The organism is Pseudomonas capeferrum (assembly GCF_013523055.1).
GTDB classification, from domain to species: domain Bacteria; phylum Pseudomonadota; class Gammaproteobacteria; order Pseudomonadales; family Pseudomonadaceae; genus Aquipseudomonas; species Aquipseudomonas capeferrum_A.
In genome coordinates this window covers 58,051-77,364 of sequence record NZ_JAAMQM010000011.1, presented here as the reverse complement: position 1 = coordinate 77,364, position 19,314 = coordinate 58,051, and the positions used below count along the sequence as shown (strand labels likewise).

Below are 19,314 nucleotides of genomic sequence, written 5' to 3'. Positions count from 1 at the left end.
CAACCCGTAAGGAGCATTCATGCGTCATTACGAAATCATCTTTCTGGTCCACCCTGACCAGAGCGAGCAAGTCGGCGGCATGGTTGAGCGTTACACCAAGCTGATCGAAGAAGATGGCGGCAAGATCCACCGCCTGGAAGACTGGGGCCGTCGTCAACTGGCCTATGCAATCAACAACGTTCACAAGGCTCACTACGTGATGCTGAACGTCGAGTGCACCGGCAAGGCCCTGGCCGAGCTGGAAGACAACTTCCGCTACAACGATGCCGTGATCCGTAACCTGATCATCCGTCGCGACGAAGCCGTTACCGGTCAGTCCGAGATGCTGAAGGCCGAAGAGAACCGCAGCGAGCGCCGTGAGCGTCGTGAACGTCCTGAGCATTCTGACAGCGCCGATGGCGATGACAGCAATGACAGCGACAACAGCGATAACGCTGACGAGTAATCCACGGACCTTTTGAGGAGCCTATTACATGGCACGTTTCTTCCGTCGTCGTAAATTCTGCCGCTTCACTGCTGAAGACGTGAAAGAGATCGACTACAAAGATCTCAACACCCTGAAAGCTTACGTATCCGAAACCGGCAAGATCGTTCCAAGCCGTATCACCGGTACCAAAGCTCGTTATCAGCGTCAGCTGGCTACCGCTATCAAGCGCGCCCGCTTCCTGGCCCTGCTGGCCTACACCGACAGCCACGGCCGCTGAGACCGGGTCGTCGACAAGTAGCAAAGGATAGAGCATGCGAGCGTTAGCGGATTTCATCATGCGCGGTCGTGTGCAGGCCACTGTAGTGGTGGTCGTTAGTGCGGTATTGCCGCTGTTGTTCTGGTTGAGTGCCGCTGCCGGGAGCCTGGTGTTCCTGCGGCGGGGTTTCAAGGATGCGTCCTCGGTCCTGGTGTGGGGTCTGTTACCCGCCTTGGCCCTGTGGATCTTCGGTGAGCCGAGCACCCTGATGGTGTTTGTGGGCACACTGGCGCTGGCCGCTTCGTTGCGAGCCGGGCATTCCTGGAGCCGGGTGCTGCTGTTCAGTATCCCGCTGGGTGTGGTGTATGGCGTTGTCCTGGGTTCGGTGTTGCGTGAACCGCTCGAGATGCTGGCTGGCGCGCTTGAAAAAGCCCTGCCGCAGATCGACGGCAGGCCCATGATCCCCAGCGAGCTGATCACCCCCTTGCTCATCTCTTCCAGCGCAGCGTCGATGCAGCTGATCAGCGTTCTGGCACTCGTGCTGGCCCGCTATTGGCAGGCCGCGTTGTACAACCCGGGTGGTTTCGGTCGCGAGTTCCGCGAGTTGAGGCTGCCGGCGGTGCCAACGCTGGTGCTGGTGTCGATCATGGTGCTGGGGCCGTTCTTCGGTTCGCAGTTCCTGACGTTGGCATTCGCGTCCAGTGTGGTGCTGTTCCTTGCCGGCCTTGCCTTGATTCATGGCTTGGTGGCGCAGGGGCGACTGGCCAATTTCTGGCTGGTGGGGGTGTACGTCACGCTGATTTGGCCTATGCAGCCGACCTATCTGTTGCTCGTGGTATTGGCCATTGTCGATAGCCTGGTTGATTTTCGCGGTCGCCGGTCGCCTGAAAAGGATGACGACAACGGTTCCGCGAACGGTGAAGGTTAAAAGTTAAGAGGTTTATACCAAATGGAACTGATCCTGCTGGAAAAAGTCGCCAACCTGGGCAACCTGGGCGACAAGGTAAATGTTAAGGCCGGTTACGGTCGTAACTTCCTGCTGCCATTCGGCAAGGCTACCGCTGCGACCGCTGCCAACCTGGCTGCGTTCGAAGAGCGTCGTGCCGAGCTGGAAAAACTGGCTGCGGACAAGAAGACTTCGGCTGAAACCCGCGCTGCCCAACTGGCCGAGCTGGAAGTGACCATCACTGCCACCGCTGGCGACGAAGGCAAGCTGTTCGGTTCGATCGGCACCCACGACATCGCTGACGCCCTGACCGCCTCCGGCGTCGAAGTGGCCAAGGCTGAAGTTCGTCTGCCGAACGGCACCATCCGTAACGTTGGCGAATACGACGTTGCCGTGCACCTGCACAGCGACGTTGAAGCCACCGTTCGCGTGGTTGTCGTCGCAGCCTAAGCTGTACCGATCGGCTGGCCCCTTACGGGCCGGCCGGTTAACATTGGGCACGGTCCTGCTTTGCAGGTCGTGCCCTTTGTCTTTTTCATCACCCAAATTTTTCGCGTGGACATGACCGAGATTTCCAGCCCCGAACAGCTAGACCTCCAGACCTCGGCCCTCAAGGTGCCGCCGCATTCCATCGAGGCCGAACAGGCCGTGCTCGGTGGTCTGATGCTGGACAACAACGCCTGGGAGAAGGTGCTGGACCAGGTCTCGGACGGTGATTTCTACCGACATGACCATCGCCTGATCTTCCGCGCGATCCATAAACTGGTCGACCTCAACCAGCCGTTCGACGTGGTGACGCTTCACGAACAGTTGGACAAGGAAGGGGTGTCCTCGCAGGTCGGTGGCCTGGGTTACCTGGGCGAGCTGGCAAAGAACACGCCGTCGGTCGCGAACATCAAGGCCTACGCGCAGATCATTCGCGAGCGAGCGACCCTGCGGCAACTGATCAGCATCAGCAACGATATCGCCGACAATGCGTTCAATCCGCAGGGTCGCAATGCCGAAGAAATTCTCGACGATGCCGAGCGGCAGATCTTCCAGATCGCCGAGGCCCGACCCAAGACCGGCGGCCCTGTAGGTGTCAATGACCTGCTGACCAGGGCCATCGATCGCATCGACACCTTGTTCAACTCCGACAGTGACATCACCGGGATATCCACCGGTTATACCGACCTGGACGAGAAGACCAGCGGCCTGCAGGCGGCCGACCTGATCATCGTTGCCGGTCGTCCGTCGATGGGCAAGACCACTTTCGCCATGAACCTGGTGGAGAACGCCGTGTTGCGCAGCGACAAGGCGGTGCTGGTGTTCTCGCTCGAGATGCCTGGCGAATCCCTCATCATGCGTATGTTGTCGTCCCTGGGGAGGATCGATCAGACCAAGGTGCGTTCCGGTCAGCTCAGCGACGATGACTGGCCGCGCCTGACCTCGGCGGTCAACCTGCTCAACGACCGCAAGTTGTTCATCGACGATACCGCCGGTATCAGCCCTTCGGAAATGCGCGCGCGGACCCGGAGGTTGGCGCGTGAGCATGGCGAGATCGGCATGATCATGGTCGACTACCTGCAGCTGATGCAGATTCCAGGCTCGTCGGGTGACAATCGGACCAACGAGATTTCCGAGATCTCCCGCTCGCTCAAGGCCCTGGCCAAGGAATTCAACTGTCCGGTCATCGCCTTGTCGCAGCTCAACCGTTCCCTGGAGCAACGACCCAACAAGCGCCCGGTGAACTCCGACTTGCGGGAATCCGGAGCGATCGAGCAGGACGCCGACGTGATCATGTTCGTCTACCGTGACGAGGTCTATCACCCCGAGACGGAGCACAAGGGCGTTGCCGAGATCATCATCGGCAAGCAGCGTAACGGGCCTATCGGCTTCGTGCGGTTGGCGTTCATCGGCAAGTACACCCGCTTCGAGAACCTGGCGCCGGGCAGCTACAACTTCGATGATGATGAGTAAGTCGTCCTGGCCGTCTGCAGTCGCTGTCTTTCGGAAACTGAAGCAGCGCCTGGCAATGAAGACGGCAAGCCTCATCCATTAGGCGCTGAGGCATCTGTTCCATTAGGTCCCCGCGCCGCTGGTATTGGTTTGCGCTCCGAATACGTTCTGAGCTGATCGGTACTCCTCCACAACTCGACCCTCCGCTACCCAGATCACTCGATCAAACCGTCTCAGTGCCGCCTGATCATGCGTTACGCATACCAATCCACGCCCGGCAAGCTCCTCAAATAACAGGTCCCAGATTTGATGCGCCAGCGCTGTATCGAGCCCACTGGTCGGCTCATCGAACAGATTGAATTCGCCAGGCCTGTTCAATACCCGCAAAAGCGACAGCCTACGCGCCTCGCCTCCGGAAATGGTGTTCCCGCGCCCATCGAGTTCGCGCTCATACCAGTCGGCGCCCAGGCCCAACCGCTCGAGCCATTGCTTCACCCGTTCCTGGTCATGCGCTTGATCCAACAGCACCGCTCTGGATAGAGGCCCCGGAACAAAGCGTGGTCTCTGTGGCGACAGACGAATATGCGTAAACTGAGTGGCAGCGCCAAGTCGTTCTATCGGCTTGTCGCCCAGTCTAAGATGCATGCGCAGCGGATCCAGCGTGCCAGCCAGTGCATGCAGCAAGGTCGATTTGCCGGAACCGCTCGGGCCTGCCAGCGCCACTCGCTCGCCCGGCTGAATGACCAGAGACTGATCAAGCTGCAGGCGTACATGGCCGTCTTCGGCCAAAGAACAGGAGCCCAGCTGCAGAATGCTTTTTTCTGGCATGTCGCTTGCCGTTTCAGAAGCATCCGGGCCGAAGGGCGGTAATTTCAACCACTGGTCCAGTCGCTGCCGATCAACCTTGAACTGGTCCAGCATGCGCCAGCCTTCTGCAACCTGGGCAACGCTTGCCAGCAAACCGCTGACGAGGGTGAACAGTGCCACTAGTTCCCCGAGCGTAATAGAGGGCTCGGCGCGTGCTTGTTCTACCATCCCCCAGGCGAGTAACCCACTGCTCCCTAGTCCGATAAACACAATTCTTGCCGCCTGAAGCCAGGCCCCGGAGCTCGCTACGCGCACTGCAGCTTTCGCATACCGCCCCAATGTCTGCTCGACCGGCATCATTGCAGCTGACTCGGCACGTTCGAGTTTTACACTGGTGGCCGTGGCGAACGTATCTACCCACAGCTCGGCCAGATCATCCTCCATCGTATTGACTGCTTCGATGTGCGGTCTTCGCCAACGAATCAGTGAGCCATTGGCCCACAGATACACCAGGCTCAGTGGTATCAACCCCAGCAGCACGGAAGCTGCTCCCAAATAGATGAACAATGTCCCGAGAACAAGCGCCTCGGCCAGTACCGGCCATGCCGAGCCTATCAGGAAGTTGAGCCAGCGCTCCTGTGCGGTGATACCCCTGTCCAGTACCTTGACCAGTGCGCCGCCATGCAGCTGTTCATAGGCCTCGAAGCGTTTGTCCAACAGAGCACGACACCATTTCGCAGACATGCTGCGTACTCGTTCCTGGCATAGGCGGGCCAAAGACCATGCCTGGATGGGGGTCGCTAAGGCCTGTAAAACGATGAGTGCGATGAACAAGCCTAAAGGACGCAGAATTGACAAGTCAGAATTAATATTGTCAATGATATCAGCTAGCACTAATGCCGGTAATACGATGGCCGCTTTCAAGATTAATGTGATGCTTAACGCTGCGAAAAAATCCCTAGAGGAAGACATTTCTATCTCTTGTCCCTCTAGAGAGTGCGCTCTGTGGTACCACGGGGCAACCCGAGCGGATTAGGTGAAAACGCTCAAGGCCGGGGATGTAGATTTGCATGGCACATGCCAGGCCGGGCTCGTTGAAAAGTGTTCGATGAAATACCGATCTGTTGTTTTTTCTTAAGCTTATAAGTATGTTCTTAATTTGGGTGTGGACGCTGAGTTTCTCATGCCGTGGATAGATGATTTCCAGTGTCCTGGCCGGATTAAGGTGTAGCAGTTTTTCGAGGCGAGGTACGGAAAGTAAAATTTCGCTAATGGTTTTATCTGTCTCTATATCTTCTGAGTTTTGCAGTTTTGCACATTGGAGTTGTTCCGAGACAGCGCGGTATACGGCTGTAAAGGAGCATGCGGAATAGCCGGATCCAATAACTGAAATTCTATTGGGATTTGTTGTTTTTGGCACTGCGATACAGAAATAAGCGCCATAAAATTCTTGAGTTACGACGAGGTCAAGGGTTTTGCTGTATTGGTGCAGTGCAGGATGTTCGATAAAATTTTCTTCCATAAAGGAAGCAGCTGGCTTGTAGAGCTTGAGGGGGGGCGAAAGTTCGCAGAGGGACAGGTAGTAAATCGACAGTGCGTGTCGTTCTATAGCTTCATTGATTCCGTGCAGGAGGGCCTCGTTTTCGGTGCAGCCAATTGCAGTCCCCGAATTGCTTGAGTACTTGGCCAAGAAAGCGAGCGCAGGATTGGATGTTGCTTCTGCCACTGCCTTTTCAGTAGGTGTCAGCAACACTGCTGGAACGTTGATCTTGGCTTCCTGATCGACCCCCTGTAGCTCATAAGAAGAGAGTGATTTCCCTATAGGAATCGATTTCAGTAGCCAGTCATCCTGGAGGAACTGACATTCTTGGAATGTTGCACTAGCACATTCAGCCGGCTGATACGATTCGTTTGTCTCGGTAAGATAATGTTCTATGCTTTCAGCAAGAGCGCCCAGCTCACAGTAGTCGCCTTTTCCTGCACCGCTGGAAACGGTGACACCTGATTTGTCGTACAATGAGCAGCTGGCTACTAAACCTTCCGCTCCGACTTTTTTTACATGCGCGGCAAGCTCGAGCTTCTCGCATAGCAGATGCAGGCGTAGCTTGGCCTCGCACGGTTTTAATTCGCGTTCCGGTATCATTAAAGTAATCCTGAGTGGGGCGAGAAAGGATGCCCTTTCTCGCCGTTTTACTTAGATGAGGTTGAAGAACTCGATCTCGGAGTCGAGAAGCGAGAATGTCATCATGCTGGGCATGCCAAGGGTGTTGATTTCAGAGCGACGCTTACCCATTTTTGTTACTCCTTTTTTGAGTTTTTTGCGATGTTTTCCGCCCTTCTTTTTTAACAACAATCCCACTTCTTACTCAACCTCGTTGGGGCCAATTAGTGACTAATGCATTGTAAGATTTTTCCTGGGAGCGTGAAGGATATTTATTATCGACTTATATTCCTCAAGATTTTCACTTGCCATATCAAGGGGTTTGCTTATTTGTAGGGGGCACTAGGTGAAAAATCTAGAAACACTTGGAGGTGATTGCAGTAACTAGTGCGCTCCGCAAGGATGCGCATCAGACAAACCGTGGTCGCTTGTCCTAAAATGAGGCCTTGATAATCGAAATATCACTGCTATCTAACCCGACGGACAGGGCGGCTTCAGTCAACCAGCAAGGCCGAGTCGGTCCCGCACAAATCCGACCATTACCGTCGGATGTGATCAAAATTTGTGCTATATTCCGCGCCCGCGATTTCCCTGCACACCAGAACCGGTCACTGACATGCAAGCAGCCAAACCACTCTTCGACTATCCCAAATACTGGGCCGAATGCTTCGGGCCAGCGCCGTTCCTGCCGATGAGCAGGGAGGAGATGGATCAGCTCGGCTGGGATTCCTGCGACATCATCATCGTGACCGGCGACGCCTACGTCGACCATCCGTCGTTCGGCATGGCTATCATCGGCCGACTGCTCGAAGCCCAGGGCTTCCGCGTCGGGATCATCGCGCAGCCGAACTGGCAGTCGAAAGACGATTTCATGAAGCTCGGCGAGCCGAACCTGTTCTTCGGCGTCGCGGCCGGCAACATGGACTCGATGATCAATCGCTACACCGCGGACAAGAAGATCCGCTCCGACGATGCCTATACCCCAGGTGGCTTGGCGGGCAAGCGGCCGGACCGTGCCAGCCTGGTGTACAGCCAGCGCTGCAAGGAAGCCTACAAGCATGTGCCGATCGTGCTCGGCGGCATCGAGGCCTCGCTGCGCCGTATCGCGCACTATGACTACTGGCAGGACAAGGTCCGTCATTCGATCCTGGTCGATGCCTCCGCCGATATCCTGCTCTACGGCAATGCCGAGCGGGCGATCGTCGAAGTGGCACAGCGGCTGTCCTTCGGCGAGTCCATCGAGACCATCACCGACGTCCGCGGCACGGCCTTCATCCGTCGCGATACGCCAAAGGACTGGTACGAGGTCGACTCCACGCGTATCGACCGTCCGGGCAAGGTCGACAAGATCATCAACCCCTACGTCAACACCCAGGACACCCAGGCCTGCGCCATCGAGCAGGCCAAGGGCGAGGGCGAGGACCCGAACGAAGCCAAGGTCGTGCAGATCCTCGAAAGCCCGCGGATGACCCGGGACAAGACAGTGATCCGCCTGCCGTCCTTCGAGAAGGTGCGTAACGACCCGGTGCTCTATGCCCACGCCAACCGCGTGCTGCACCTGGAGACCAACCCCGGCAACGCCCGCGCGCTGGTGCAGAAGCACGGCGAGGTGGATGTCTGGTTCAATGCGCCGCCCATTCCCATGACGACCGAGGAAATGGACTACGTCTTCGGCATGCCCTATGCCCGTATTCCTCACCCGGCCTATGGCAAGGAGAAGATCCCGGCCTACGAAATGATCCGCTTCTCGGTGAACATCATGCGCGGCTGCTTCGGTGGCTGCACCTTCTGTTCGATCACCGAGCATGAAGGTCGGATCATCCAGAACCGTTCCCACGAATCGATCCTGCGCGAGATCGAGGAGATGCGTGACAAGGTGCCGGGCTTTACCGGTGTGGTCTCCGACCTGGGCGGGCCGACCGCCAACATGTACCGCATCGCCTGCAAGAGCGTGGACATCGAGAAGCACTGCCGCAAGCCGTCGTGCGTGTTCCCGGGCATCTGCGAGAACCTCAATACCGACCACAGCTCGCTGATCGAGCTGTACCGCAAGGCGCGGGCGCTGCCTGGCGTGAAGAAGATCCTCATCGCTTCCGGCCTGCGCTACGACCTGGCCGTGGAATCGCCGGAATACGTCAAGGAGCTGGTCACGCACCACGTGGGTGGCTATCTGAAGATCGCTCCGGAGCACACCGAGCGCGGTCCGCTGGACAAGATGATGAAGCCGGGCATCGGGAGCTATGACCGCTTCAAGCGCATGTTCGAGAAATACTCGAAAGAGGCGGGCAAGGAGCAGTACCTGATCCCGTACTTCATCGCGGCGCACCCAGGCACCACCGACGAAGACATGATGAACCTGGCGCTGTGGCTCAAGGGCAACGGTTTCCGGGCCGATCAGGTGCAGGCCTTCTACCCCTCGCCGATGGCCTCGGCGACGGCCATGTACCACTCGGGCAAGAACCCGCTGCGCAAGGTCACCTACAAGAGCGATGGCGTGACCATCGTCAAGAGTGACGAGCAGCGTCGTCTGCACAAGGCCTTCCTGCGCTACCACGATCCGAAGGGCTGGCCGATGCTGCGCGAAGCGCTGCAGCGCATGGGTCGCGCCGACTTGATCGGCCCGGGCAAGCATCAGTTGATCCCGTTGCAGCAGTCCACCGAGGGCGACAGCTACCACAGTGCCCGACGCAAGAACTCGACGCCTGCGGGCAGCCACAAGGTGGGCAAGGAACAGAAGATCCTGACCCAGCACACCGGTTTGCCGCCGCGTGCCAGCGACGGCAGCAACCCGTGGGACAAGCGCGAGCAGGCCAAGGCCGCTGCGTTTGCCCGCAACCAGGAGGCCGCCAAGGCACGCAAGGATGCCGAGAAGGGCGGCGGCAAGGGCAAAGGCAAGAGCAAGCCGCGCCAGCCGGTCATTCCGCGCTGACAGGAGATCGCCCAGCCCATGGGCTGCGCTGTCGCGCAGAGAATAAAGCTCTGAGGGACCGTATGTACCTTGTGGGAGCGGGTTTACCCGCGAAGCAGGCACCGCGATTATGGCACCGGCTTCGTCGGTGTTCGCGGGTAAACCCGCTCCCGCCAGCCTCTATAAATCAATAAGTTAGCGTTTACTCTATGCGAGCCAGCTGGCCCCTGGCGGTGTTCCTGCGCTGTCAACAGTCAGCTCGGCCCTCAGACGGGTCCGGCAGCAAGCGGTCGCGGCTGTTGGAGAGGTGCAGGCAGAGCGCCGCGCGGGCGGCATCCGGATCCTGTCGGCGGATGGCATTGAGGATGGCCTCGTGCTCGAGGTTGGCCAGGTAGGCGTGAGGCGCGAGATTGGCGCCGGCACGCTCGACCTGGCTCATGCGATTGCGCGGGATGAGGGCGCCGCCCAGCTGGGCCATCATCTGCGTGAAGTAAAGATTGCCGGTCGCCTCTGCGATCAGCATGTGAAAACGGCGATCGGGCTCGATGCAGCTGTCGCCGGCCGCGGCCAGATCCTGATAATCATCGAGCGCGTTGCGCATCTGTACCAGTTGCGCCTCGCTGCGGCGCAAGGCCGCCAGGGCCGCCGCCTGACCTTCCAGGCCAATGCGCAATTCCAGCAGGTCGCGCACACTGCCCGCATTCTCTGCCCCCACGTGCAATCCATTCTGGTTCGAGCGCTCGATCACGAAGGTGCCGACGCCATGTCGTGTCTCCACAAGGCCCGATGCCTGGAGTTTTGACAGGGCTTCGCGTACCACTGTCCGACTCACCCCATGATCGCGAACGATGGTGTTCTCCGAGGGCAGCTTGTCGCCCGGCTTGAGCGTGCCCAGCAGGATACGCTGCGTCAGGCTCGACACCAGGTCATGGGCTCGGCTGTGGCCGCGCTTGTGAGGGATTTGCTGGGGCGAAAGCGGGTCAGACATCGCAGCATCCTTGAGCAGATCAGACAAGTAGGGCAGGACAGGAGCGAGCCTAGCACCGTGGCTTGTATGACAAGTAAATTATTTTACTTTTTTCAGTACATGGCGTTGGATAGTTAAGGTGGTCACTTGTTTGAAGATAGCTTCAAATCATGGTTTTTTTGCTCAATTAGGTCGTGGATTAAGCTTGTTTAACGATATGGGCTGCCTTGTCGTACAACTTGTCAAGGCATATGCTTCGTCCACCAACATGTCTGACAACCATGCAGCAGGCATCTAATAAAAACTCAATGCAGGCACCTCTCCATGACCCCGTATCTGTCCACGCTCCGTCCGTTTTTCATGACGTTCAGCCTTCCAGGCAGTGACATCTCCTTGATCAACCGCCTTCCCCAGCGCCGACCTGTCCGGCACGACCTCGCCTTGGTCTTGCCCAAGCGATAGAAGACTATTGGGCGGTCTGCCTCACCGCCTGACGGAAACACCAACAAGACCCGCACAAAAACAATAGTGGGAGATACGCCATGAGCGACACCCAGGGTACTGCTGTGCCTCGCAATCCCGATACGCTCGTCAACGCGGTGGCCAAGGTCAAACGTCATGTCCTGCCGCTGTTCGTCATCATGTTCATCGTCAACTACCTCGATCGCGTCAATATCGGCTTCGTCCGTCCGCATCTGGAGAGCGATCTGGGCATCAGCACCGCAGCCTATGGGCTCGGCGCAGGTCTGTTCTTCATTGGCTACGCGTTGTTCGAAGTCCCCTCCAACATGCTCCTGCAGCGCGTCGGCGCACGGATCTGGCTCACCCGGATCATGTTCACCTGGGGACTGGTCGCGACGGCCATGGCGTTCGTGCAGACCGAGACCCAATTCTATGTCCTGCGCTTTCTGCTCGGCGTCGCCGAAGCAGGCTTCTTCCCGGGCGTCATCTATTACTTCACCCGTTGGCTGCCAGGCGCCGAGCGCGGCAAGGCGATCGCGATCTTCCTCAGCGGCTCGGCCGTGGCGTCGCTGATCTCCGGCCCGCTGGCCGGGGCGTTGATGCAGATCCAGGGGTTGGGCATGCATGGCTGGCAATGGATGCTGTTCATCGAAGGGATGTTCTCGGTGGCGCTGTGCTTCGTCGTCTGGTTCTGGCTCGACTCCAAGCCGCACGATGCCAAGTGGCTGACCCGCGAGGAACAAGATGCACTGGTCGATACCATCGACCGCGAGCAGCGTGAGCGTGAAGCAAAAGGCGTGGTCAAGACCTCGTCCTGGGCCTTGCTCAAGGATCGTCAGATCGTGCTGTTCTGCCTGACCTACTTCTGCATCCAGCTGACCATCTATGCCGCGACCTTCTGGCTGCCGAGCATTATCAAGCGCATGGGCGACCTCAGCGATCTGCAGGTCGGCTTCTTCAACTCCATCCCCTGGCTGATCTCGATCATCGCCATGTACGCCTTCGCCGCAGGCTCTGCCCGCTGGCGTTTTCAGCAAGCCTGGGTGGCGTGTGCGCTGATCGTCGCGGCGACCGGCATGTTCCTCTCGACCACGGGCGGGCCGGTATTCGCCTTCGTTGCCGTGTGCTTTGCGGCCATTGGCTTCAAGTCGGCCTCGTCGCTGTTCTGGCCGATCCCGCAGGGCTACCTCGACGCGCGCGTCGCCGCGGCAGTCATTGCCCTGATCAACTCGGTCGGCAATCTCGGTGGTTTCGTTGCGCCGACCACCTTCGGTCTGCTCGAGCAGCATACCGGCTCGATCCAAGGCGGCCTCTACGGCCTGGCGGTGACGTCGGTGCTGGCAGCGATCGCCGTGTTCTTCGTGCGGACCCGTCCCAAGGACGCCGCTTCCAACGACCTCAAGCCGCAATCGGCCATGAGCCAGACCCACTGACCTTGCAGGAACGACCTCATGAACATGCAGACGATCTCAGCTCCCGCCAGCCTCGGCCCACGTCACGCCGACACGCCGGTAGTCACCGAATTGCGCGTGGTGCCAGTGGCGGGCCATGACAGCATGCTGCTCAATCTCAGCGGCGCTCACGGTCCCTATTTCACCCGCAACGTGGTGATCCTGCGGGACAGTGCCGGCAACACCGGACTGGGTGAAGTGCCAGGCGGCGAAAAGATTCGCCAGACCCTTGAAGATGCGCGCAGCCTGGTAGTCGGCCAACCGATCGGCCATTACCAGCGTGTACTCAACAGCATGCGCCAGACCTTCGCCAGCCGTGACGTGGGTGGCCGCGGCCTGCAGACTTTCGACCTGCGTATCACCGTGCACGCGGTCACGGCGATGGAGGCGGCCCTGCTAGACCTGCTGGGCCAACACCTGGGCGTGCCCATGGCGGCCCTGTTGGGCGAGGGTCAGCAGCGCGACGCCGTGAAGATGCTCGGCTACCTGTTCTACATCGGTGATCGCACCCGCACCGACCTGGCCTATCGCAACGAGGCCGACGCCGATGACGAGTGGTTCCGCGTACGCCACGAGCAAGCGCTGACGCCGGAAGCGGTGGTACGCCTGGCCCAGGCCGCCAAGAACCGCTATGGGTTCAGCGATTTCAAGCTCAAGGGTGGCGTCCTGCGCGGTGAAGAGGAAATCGAGGCGGTCACGGCCTTGGCCGAATACTTCCCCGAGGCGCGTATCACCCTCGATCCCAATGGAGCCTGGTCGTTGAAAGAGGCCATCGCCTTGTGCCGCGACCAGCATGATGTCCTGGCCTACGCCGAAGACCCTTGTGGCGCGGAAGAGGGCTATTCGGGACGCGAAGTGATGGCGGAGTTCCGACGGGCCACGGGCCTGCCGACCGCCACCAACATGATCGCCACCGATTGGCGGCAGATGGGCCACGCGATCCAGTCGCAGGCGGTGGATATCCCGCTCGCCGACCCGCATTTCTGGACCTTGCAGGGGTCGGTGCGGGTGGCGCAGATGTGCCATGACTGGGGTCTGACCTGGGGCTCGCACTCAAACAACCATTTCGACATTTCCCTGGCCATGTTCACCCAGGTCGCCGCCGCCGCGCCGGGCGAGATCACGGCCATCGACACCCACTGGATCTGGCAGGATGGCCAACGCCTGACTCGCGACCCGCTGCGCATCATCGATGGTCACGTCCGCGTGCCGGAGCGCCCGGGGCTGGGCGTCGAGCTCGATGAAGACCAGTTGGCCAAGGCCCATGAGTGCTATCGGAACATGGGCCTGGGTGCGCGGGACGACAGCGTGGCCATGCAGTACCTGATCCCGGGGTGGAGCTTCGACAACAAGCGTCCTTGCCTGGTGCGCTGATCCCGGATCCTGTCCTGGGCCGCGGCAGCCGAGGGTTACCCTCGGCTGGGCATGCTTCATGGAGCGCTGAAGAAACGGCGGGTCATGTCGATGAAGGCGCCGAGTACCGGATTCGGGTTATCGCCACAGAACGCCAGGAAGACCTCCGCCTGCTGGTCGTTCTCCAGCAGCGGACGGTACACCACATGCTCCATGCGCAGCGCTTGGGCGGAAGCCGGAACCACGGCGCATCCAAGACCGACATTGACCAGGCCGATGATCGAGTGGGTCTGGCCCAGTTGATGGACATAGCTGGGCTGCACCTGGTGGCGCGCGAAAAGATTGGCGATGCGGTCGTGGAAGTAACGGCCGTCGCTGTCGGTGTACATCACGAAGGGTTGCTGATGGAAGTCCGTCGGAACCAGATGCGCCTGATCGGCCAAGCGATGATCGGCTGGCAATGCGGCCACGAAGGGCTCGCTGCGAATGGGCAGGTACTCGACCCGGGCGCTGGGCACCACTTGGCGAACGAAGCCGAGGTCGATCAGGCCGGTTTCCAGATCATGCACCTGACGGCTCGACACCTGCTCGCTCAGCACCAGGTCGATGTCCGGCAGCGCTTGCGCAGCGTGGATCAACAGCTGCGGAATCATGTTGTAGGCGCTCACGGCGGTGAAGCCGAGGGTCAATCGGCCCGATTCGCCGTTGGCGATGCGGCGTGCCGACTGCGCGGCCAGCTCGGCTGTCTGCAATACCCGCCGGGCGTCCGTCAGGAAGCTCTGCCCGGCAAGGGTAAGGCGTGCCTGCCGGTTGTTGCGTTCGAGCAACAGAACCCCCAGCCCATGTTCCAGCAACTGGATCTGTCGGCTCAGAGGCGGCTGAGTCATGTGCATGCGTGCAGCGGCTCGACCGAAGTGCAGCTCCTCGGCCACCGCCACGAAGCAGCGAAGTTGATGAAGTTCCATGATTCAATTCCTGAATTATTCGATCCAGTATCTATATTAGACCGGTATCAATTGCTGGCCTAGCATCTGGACTACTTTTCTGAATCGTCGGATACCTGCCATGAACAACGACAATGATAAGGCCATTGATCTGCTACTGACTCAGCCCGTACCAGAGGCTATCGATGCACGTCTGATACAGAGTTACCGGGTCCACCGCCTGTACCAGCAAGATCAACCGCAGCGCTTGCTCGAGGAAGTCGGCGCATCGATTCGTGGCGTGGTTACCGGCGGCGCCAAAGGCCTGTCCAACGCTTTGATGGACCAACTGCCCGCGCTGGAAATCATCGCCATCAGCGGCATCGGTACCGATGCGGTCGACCTGGCGCATGCGGCGGCTCGCAACGTTCATGTCACCACAACTCCCGGCGTGCTCACCGATGACGTGGCGGACATGGCCATGGGCCTGATCATTTCGACCTTGCGCCGCCTGGGCGAAGGCGAACGGCTGGTGCGACATGGCCAGTGGGGCCGGGTCAACCTGCCGCTGGCGCGCAAGGTCAGCGGTATCGAGCTCGGAATCGTCGGCCTGGGCAGGGTAGGGCATGCCATCGCCCGACGCGCCGCGGCCTTCGACATGCGCATCGCCTACACCGATCTGCGCGAGCAGCCGGAGTGCGGCTATCGCTTCGTGGGCGACCTGCAAGCGCTGGCGCGTTCGGTGGATGTGCTGGTGCTCGCGGCTTCGGCGGACGACGGCAAGGCCATCGTCACCGCCGAGGTGCTTGATGCGCTAGGGCCCGACGGATACCTGATCAATGTCGCGCGCGGCAAGTTGGTGGACGAGGAAGCCTTGGTCGAGGCGTTGCGCGAACGACGTATCGCGGGCGCCGGGCTGGATGTGTTCGTCGATGAACCGCATGTCCCCGCTGCGCTGTGCGACCTGGACCAGGTCAGCCTGCAGCCGCACCGCGCCAGCGCCACCCTGCAGACCCGCCTGGAGATGGGCCGGCTGGTCCTGCTCAACCTCGAGGCCTGCTTCCGTGGCGAGTTGCCACCCCATCGGGTAGTGCGCGGCTAGCGGGGCCTTCCGCTGCCATTTCCTCCTGACAAGAACAATCGCTTCCGCCGAGAAGCACGAGGGTCATCATGAATACCAAGTCCGCCGTCGCCACGCCGGTCGAGCGAAGTGCCGTGGGTCGCCACCGCTTTCTCGTCCTTGCGCTGATCTTCATCATCACGGTCATCAACTACGCGGACCGTGCCACCTTGTCCATCACCGGCACCGAGGTGCTCAGCGACCTGGGCCTGGACCCGGTCATGCTTGGCTTGATCTTCTCGGCCTTTGCCTGGGCCTACGCGCTGGGGCAGGTACCGGGCGGCTGGCTGCTGGACCGTTATGGCGCCAGGCGGGTGTACGGCGTCAGCCTGATCCTCTGGTCGCTCTTCACCTTGCTGCAAGGAACGGTCGGGTGGATGGGGCTGGCAGGCGTCTCGGCGGCGGTGGCGCTGTTCTCCATGCGCTTCATGCTGGGCCTGGTCGAATCGCCCGCCTTTCCGGCCAACTCGCGGATCGTCAGTTGCTGGTTCCCTACTCGCGAACGCGGTACGGCCTCGGCACTGTTCAACTCCGCGCAGTACATGGCGGTGGTCGTGTTCGCGCCGTTGATGGCCTGGATGACCCATACCCTGAGCTGGGAGCACGTGTTCATCTGGATGGGGGCGTTGGGCCTGGTGCTGAGCGTGGTCTGGTTCCGCTTGTACCATGAGCCCCACAATGCGCCGGGGCTGTCGCGCGAGGAGTTCGACTACATGAAGGAGGGTGGTGCCCTCGTCGACCTGGAGCACGAGCGCAAGACCGCCAAGAGCAAGCCGACCCGCGCCGATGTGCTGCAGCTGTTCACCAGCCGCAATCTCTGGGCGCTGTACCTGGGCCAGTATTGCATCACGGCGCTGACCTACTTCTTCATCACCTGGTTCCCGATCTACCTGATCAAGGGGCGCGGCATGACGATCATGGAGGCCGGATGGGTCGCCGCATTGCCGGCCATCTGCGGGTTCACCGGCGGTATCCTTGGCGGTTTCCTCTCCGACTGGCTGATCAGCCGTGGCGTGCATCCTTCCAAGGCGCGCAAGACACCGTTCGTCCTGGGCATGGGCCTGTCCACCACGCTGGTGCTGGCCAACTACGTGGATGCCAACTCGGCGGTGATCATGCTGATGGCGCTGGCCTTCTTCGGCAAAGGCTTCGCTGCGGTCGGCTGGGCCGTATTGTCGGATGTCGCACCGAAGAAAATGGTCGGCCTCTGCGGCGGGGTGTTCAACGGCATCGGCAATATCGCCGGGATCATCACACCATTGGTGATCGGCTTCGTCGTCGCCACTACCGGTTCGTTCCACAACGCACTCTGGTTCGTCGCCGCCCATGGCGTGCTGGCGATCTTCGCTTACCTGTTGCTGGCCACGCGCTTCGAGCGCACTGGACAGGCGTAGGCAGACGCCTGAGCAACAGAGCCCCGGTTATCCGGGGCTTTTTTTTGCAAGCGGTAGCGTGCATTCAGCAGATGTGATCAAAGTGAACTACCCCCGACCGTTGAACATCCGGAGGCACAACCCAGGCCAATGGTCTCCACTTCGAATGGTGAACATCCGGAGGCACGACGCAGGCCCTTGTAGGCGCTGGCTTGCCCTGCGAACGGGCCCGAAGGGCTCGCCTGGTAATGAAGATTGCTCACCAAGCACGATAGTCGTGGGTGCACTGAATGCAGGCAATCCGGTTCCCACAACCATCAGGATGAGAGGAGTTTCAGCATTACCAGGCGAGCCCTTCGGGCTCGTTCGCAGGGCAAGCCAGCGCCTGCAAGGGCCTGCGTTGTGCCACAGGATGTCCAACAGTCGCGGCGCAGTCCAAGCGCCTAGGCGGTGACCGTCGCCGCCGCCGAATCCGACATCCCCTCGCGCAACATCGCCAAGGCGACGCGCTCGGTCATCTGGCGGATCAGCACCTTCTACATCCTCTCGATCTTCGTGATCATCTCCGTGGTGCCGTGGAACGACCCGCAGCTTGCGGTCCTGGGCTCCTATCCGCGGGCGCTGGAGCTGATGAACATCCCCTACGCGGCCTTTCTGGTCGAGCTGGTGGTGCTGATCGCCGTGGCCAGTTGCATGAACTCGTCCATCTACATCGCTTCGCGCATGCTCTATTCGCTGGCCAAGCGGGGCCAGGCACCGGCGATGCTGAAGCAGCCATCGTCGGTCGGCGTACCGCGCGCGGCGGTGTTCGGCAGCACCCTGATCGGCGCGGGCATCGCCATTCTCAACTTCTTCGCGCCCGCCGGAGTGTTCGAGTTCCTGCTGGCCAGCTCCGGGGCCATTGCCTTGCTGGTGTACCTGGTGATCGCCATCTCCCAGCTGGGCATGCGCGCTCGGCTGGAGCGCGAGAACGTCGAACTGGGCTTTCGCATGTGGCTGTTCCCCTGGCTGACCTGGGCGGTGATCGTCTTCATCAGCTGCGCCCTGGGGGGTGATGATGTTTATCGAAGCGCACCGCGCGGAAGTCAGCGCGACGCTGGGGCTGGCGATCGTGATTTCGTTTATCGGGATTGTGACTTCGCGTGCGCATGCAAGAGCGGTGACGGTCGGTTCGCCGGGGTTCTGAAGTCTTATAGCGCTCAAGGCATGCCCTCTGTAGGTGCGTGCCTTGCGTCGGGGCTTATGGCCTCATCGCGGGACCAGCCCGCTCGCCACCGGTAGGCGGTGTAGCGAAGACGACGCGCCCGGTGGCGAGCGGGCTAGTCCCGCGATGAGGCCATAAGCAACCCAGCAGATGACATGACCAAACCCGTCACCAGCCGTTGCCTATACGTCGCCTGCACGTCACCACCACAGCCCACCCCTGCAGCCCGGACTCAGGCCTTTTGTTCCTGTTCGAGCCGCTTCAGCAGCGCCTGGGCGACAGCCTTGGAAGAGGCGGGGTTCTGCCCGGTGATCAGGTGCCCATCTTCCACGACATAGCTCGCCCAATCGTCAGCCTTGGAATACTCGGCGCCTGCATGCTTGAGCATGTCTTCCACCAGGAATGGCACCACCTGGGCCAGACCCACGGCTTCTTCCTCGGAGTTGCTGAAGCCGGTTACCTTCTTGCCTTTCACCACGGCACCGCCATCCGGAGCCATGACGTGCTTGAGGACGCCAGGCGCGTGACACACGGCCGCCACCGGTTTATTGGACGCGTAGAAGGATTCCAAAAGCGTCTTCGAGTCCACGTCCTCGGCCAGGTCCCACAGTGGGCCATGGCCACCGGGGTAGAACACGGCATCGAAATCATAGGGATCGACTTCGCCTAGCGGGAAGGTGTTGGCCAACGCTGCCTGGGCTTTCGTATCCCCGCGGAAACGTCGAGTGGCTTCGGTCTGAGCGTCGTCTTCGTCACTTTTCGGGTCCAGCGGTGGCTGGCCACCCTTGGGCGAGGCGAGGGTGATCTCGGCCTTGGCATCGACAAAGGCGTAGTAGGGCGCGGCGAATTCCTCCAGCCAGAAACCGGTTTTCTTGCCGGTATCACCCAACTGATCGTGAGACGTAAGAACCATCAGGATTTTCATGTGAGCCTGTCCTCCAGTCGTGACGAGGCAGCGCGGCGCGTTGCCCTTTCTCACTTTATGAGGCTGCGCCTGGGCGGACGTTCAAGAGGATTG

General features: G+C 60.2%; 17 protein-coding genes. 11 read left to right on the top strand and 6 right to left on the bottom strand.

Features of this window, described 5'->3' with window-relative positions; all coding sequences use genetic code 11:
- The first annotated feature begins 19 nt into the window (after positions 1–19).
- The 5 genes from rpsF (at position 20) to dnaB (ending at position 3,588) form a co-directional block, all read left to right on the top strand.
- Positions 20–445, top strand: coding sequence for a 30S ribosomal protein S6 (rpsF, locus tag G7009_RS13960; RefSeq protein ID WP_181130660.1), 426 nt, complete (start codon positions 20–22; stop codon positions 443–445).
- A gap of 28 nt (positions 446–473) precedes the next feature.
- The gene (rpsR, locus tag G7009_RS13955) at positions 474–704 is read left to right on the top strand and encodes a 30S ribosomal protein S18 (RefSeq protein WP_002551829.1); all 231 of its coding nucleotides are present in this window, start codon (positions 474–476) and stop codon (positions 702–704) included.
- A 34-nt stretch (positions 705–738) separates the two neighbouring features.
- Positions 739–1,611: a hypothetical protein gene (locus tag G7009_RS13950; RefSeq protein ID WP_181130659.1), complete on the top strand. Its 873-nt coding sequence runs from the start codon at positions 739–741 to the stop codon at positions 1,609–1,611.
- A gap of 21 nt (positions 1,612–1,632) precedes the next feature.
- Entirely contained in the window at positions 1,633–2,079 is a 447-nt protein-coding gene (gene rplI, locus G7009_RS13945) for a 50S ribosomal protein L9 (RefSeq protein WP_181130658.1), read from the top strand.
- A 111-nt stretch (positions 2,080–2,190) separates the two neighbouring features.
- Entirely contained in the window at positions 2,191–3,588 is a 1,398-nt protein-coding gene (gene dnaB, locus G7009_RS13940) for a replicative DNA helicase (protein WP_181130657.1), read from the top strand.
- Between the two features lie 102 nt (positions 3,589–3,690).
- Here the strand turns inward: dnaB and G7009_RS13935 are convergent, their stop codons facing one another.
- Genes G7009_RS13935 through G7009_RS13925 form a run of 3 tightly spaced genes read right to left on the bottom strand, consistent with a single transcriptional unit; the run spans position 3,691 to position 6,667 of the window.
- A complete protein-coding gene (locus G7009_RS13935; RefSeq protein ID WP_181130656.1) occupies positions 3,691–5,346 on the bottom strand; it encodes an ATP-binding cassette domain-containing protein in 1,656 nt (551 codons plus the stop codon).
- Positions 5,333–6,517 (bottom strand): YcaO-like family protein, encoded by a 1,185-nt coding sequence (locus G7009_RS13930; RefSeq protein WP_181130655.1) that lies wholly within the window; start codon positions 6,515–6,517, stop codon positions 5,333–5,335. The genes G7009_RS13935 and G7009_RS13930 overlap by 14 nt, the downstream gene beginning before the upstream one ends.
- Positions 6,518–6,568: 51 nt before the next feature.
- Positions 6,569–6,667 (bottom strand): alginate O-acetyltransferase, encoded by a 99-nt coding sequence (locus G7009_RS13925; protein WP_181130654.1) that lies wholly within the window; start codon positions 6,665–6,667, stop codon positions 6,569–6,571.
- A gap of 484 nt (positions 6,668–7,151) precedes the next feature.
- Here G7009_RS13925 and G7009_RS13920 point away from each other — a divergent pair, with 484 nt between their 5' ends.
- Entirely contained in the window at positions 7,152–9,464 is a 2,313-nt protein-coding gene (locus G7009_RS13920; RefSeq protein WP_181130653.1) for a YgiQ family radical SAM protein, read from the top strand.
- A gap of 226 nt (positions 9,465–9,690) precedes the next feature.
- Here G7009_RS13920 and G7009_RS13915 read toward each other — a convergent pair whose 3' ends face one another.
- Entirely contained in the window at positions 9,691–10,431 is a 741-nt protein-coding gene (locus G7009_RS13915; protein WP_181130652.1) for a FadR/GntR family transcriptional regulator, read from the bottom strand.
- Between the two features lie 521 nt (positions 10,432–10,952).
- Between G7009_RS13915 and G7009_RS13910 the strand changes: the two genes are divergently transcribed.
- Positions 10,953–12,305, top strand: a complete 1,353-nt coding sequence (locus G7009_RS13910) for an MFS transporter (protein ID WP_181130651.1) — start codon at positions 10,953–10,955, stop codon at positions 12,303–12,305.
- Between the two features lie 18 nt (positions 12,306–12,323).
- Complete coding sequence (gene gudD / locus G7009_RS13905) at positions 12,324–13,697, top strand: glucarate dehydratase (RefSeq protein WP_375139558.1); 1,374 nt, start codon at positions 12,324–12,326, stop codon at positions 13,695–13,697.
- Between the two features lie 56 nt (positions 13,698–13,753).
- Here gudD and G7009_RS13900 read toward each other — a convergent pair whose 3' ends face one another.
- Complete coding sequence (locus G7009_RS13900; protein WP_181130650.1) at positions 13,754–14,641, bottom strand: LysR family transcriptional regulator; 888 nt, start codon at positions 14,639–14,641, stop codon at positions 13,754–13,756.
- Positions 14,642–14,741: 100 nt separating this feature from the next.
- On the opposite strand from G7009_RS13900, the gene G7009_RS13895 reads away from it, so the two are divergent.
- The 3 genes from G7009_RS13895 (at position 14,742) to G7009_RS13885 (ending at position 18,373) form a co-directional block, all read left to right on the top strand.
- A complete protein-coding gene (locus G7009_RS13895; RefSeq protein WP_181130649.1) occupies positions 14,742–15,701 on the top strand; it encodes a 2-hydroxyacid dehydrogenase in 960 nt (319 codons plus the stop codon).
- A 68-nt stretch (positions 15,702–15,769) separates the two neighbouring features.
- Positions 15,770–17,113 carry an MFS transporter gene (locus tag G7009_RS13890; RefSeq protein WP_181130648.1) on the top strand — a complete coding sequence of 448 codons (1,344 nt, stop codon included), beginning with the start codon at positions 15,770–15,772 and terminating at the stop codon, positions 17,111–17,113.
- Positions 17,114–17,542: 429 nt separating this feature from the next.
- Positions 17,543–18,373 carry an amino acid permease gene (locus G7009_RS13885; protein ID WP_308813327.1) on the top strand — a complete coding sequence of 277 codons (831 nt, stop codon included), beginning with the start codon at positions 17,543–17,545 and terminating at the stop codon, positions 18,371–18,373.
- A gap of 155 nt (positions 18,374–18,528) precedes the next feature.
- Here the strand turns inward: G7009_RS13885 and G7009_RS13880 are convergent, their stop codons facing one another.
- Complete coding sequence (locus G7009_RS13880) at positions 18,529–19,221, bottom strand: type 1 glutamine amidotransferase domain-containing protein (RefSeq protein WP_181130647.1); 693 nt, start codon at positions 19,219–19,221, stop codon at positions 18,529–18,531.
- Positions 19,222–19,314: the final 93 nt, after the last annotated feature.

Coding starts and splice junctions, on each gene's coding strand:
- rpsF (WP_181130660.1), top strand. CDS start 20: ATGCGTCATTACGAAATCATCTTTCTGGTCCACCCTGACCAGAGCGAG.
- rpsR (WP_002551829.1), top strand. CDS start 474: ATGGCACGTTTCTTCCGTCGTCGTAAATTCTGCCGCTTCACTGCTGAA.
- G7009_RS13950 (WP_181130659.1), top strand. CDS start 739: ATGCGAGCGTTAGCGGATTTCATCATGCGCGGTCGTGTGCAGGCCACT.
- rplI (WP_181130658.1), top strand. CDS start 1,633: ATGGAACTGATCCTGCTGGAAAAAGTCGCCAACCTGGGCAACCTGGGC.
- dnaB (WP_181130657.1), top strand. CDS start 2,191: ATGACCGAGATTTCCAGCCCCGAACAGCTAGACCTCCAGACCTCGGCC.
- G7009_RS13935 (WP_181130656.1), bottom strand. CDS start 5,346: ATGTCTTCCTCTAGGGATTTTTTCGCAGCGTTAAGCATCACATTAATC.
- G7009_RS13930 (WP_181130655.1), bottom strand. CDS start 6,517: ATGATACCGGAACGCGAATTAAAACCGTGCGAGGCCAAGCTACGCCTG.
- G7009_RS13925 (WP_181130654.1), bottom strand. CDS start 6,667: ATGGGTAAGCGTCGCTCTGAAATCAACACCCTTGGCATGCCCAGCATG.
- G7009_RS13920 (WP_181130653.1), top strand. CDS start 7,152: ATGCAAGCAGCCAAACCACTCTTCGACTATCCCAAATACTGGGCCGAA.
- G7009_RS13915 (WP_181130652.1), bottom strand. CDS start 10,431: ATGTCTGACCCGCTTTCGCCCCAGCAAATCCCTCACAAGCGCGGCCAC.
- G7009_RS13910 (WP_181130651.1), top strand. CDS start 10,953: ATGAGCGACACCCAGGGTACTGCTGTGCCTCGCAATCCCGATACGCTC.
- gudD (WP_375139558.1), top strand. CDS start 12,324: ATGAACATGCAGACGATCTCAGCTCCCGCCAGCCTCGGCCCACGTCAC.
- G7009_RS13900 (WP_181130650.1), bottom strand. CDS start 14,641: ATGGAACTTCATCAACTTCGCTGCTTCGTGGCGGTGGCCGAGGAGCTG.
- G7009_RS13895 (WP_181130649.1), top strand. CDS start 14,742: ATGAACAACGACAATGATAAGGCCATTGATCTGCTACTGACTCAGCCC.
- G7009_RS13890 (WP_181130648.1), top strand. CDS start 15,770: ATGAATACCAAGTCCGCCGTCGCCACGCCGGTCGAGCGAAGTGCCGTG.
- G7009_RS13880 (WP_181130647.1), bottom strand. CDS start 19,221: ATGAAAATCCTGATGGTTCTTACGTCTCACGATCAGTTGGGTGATACC.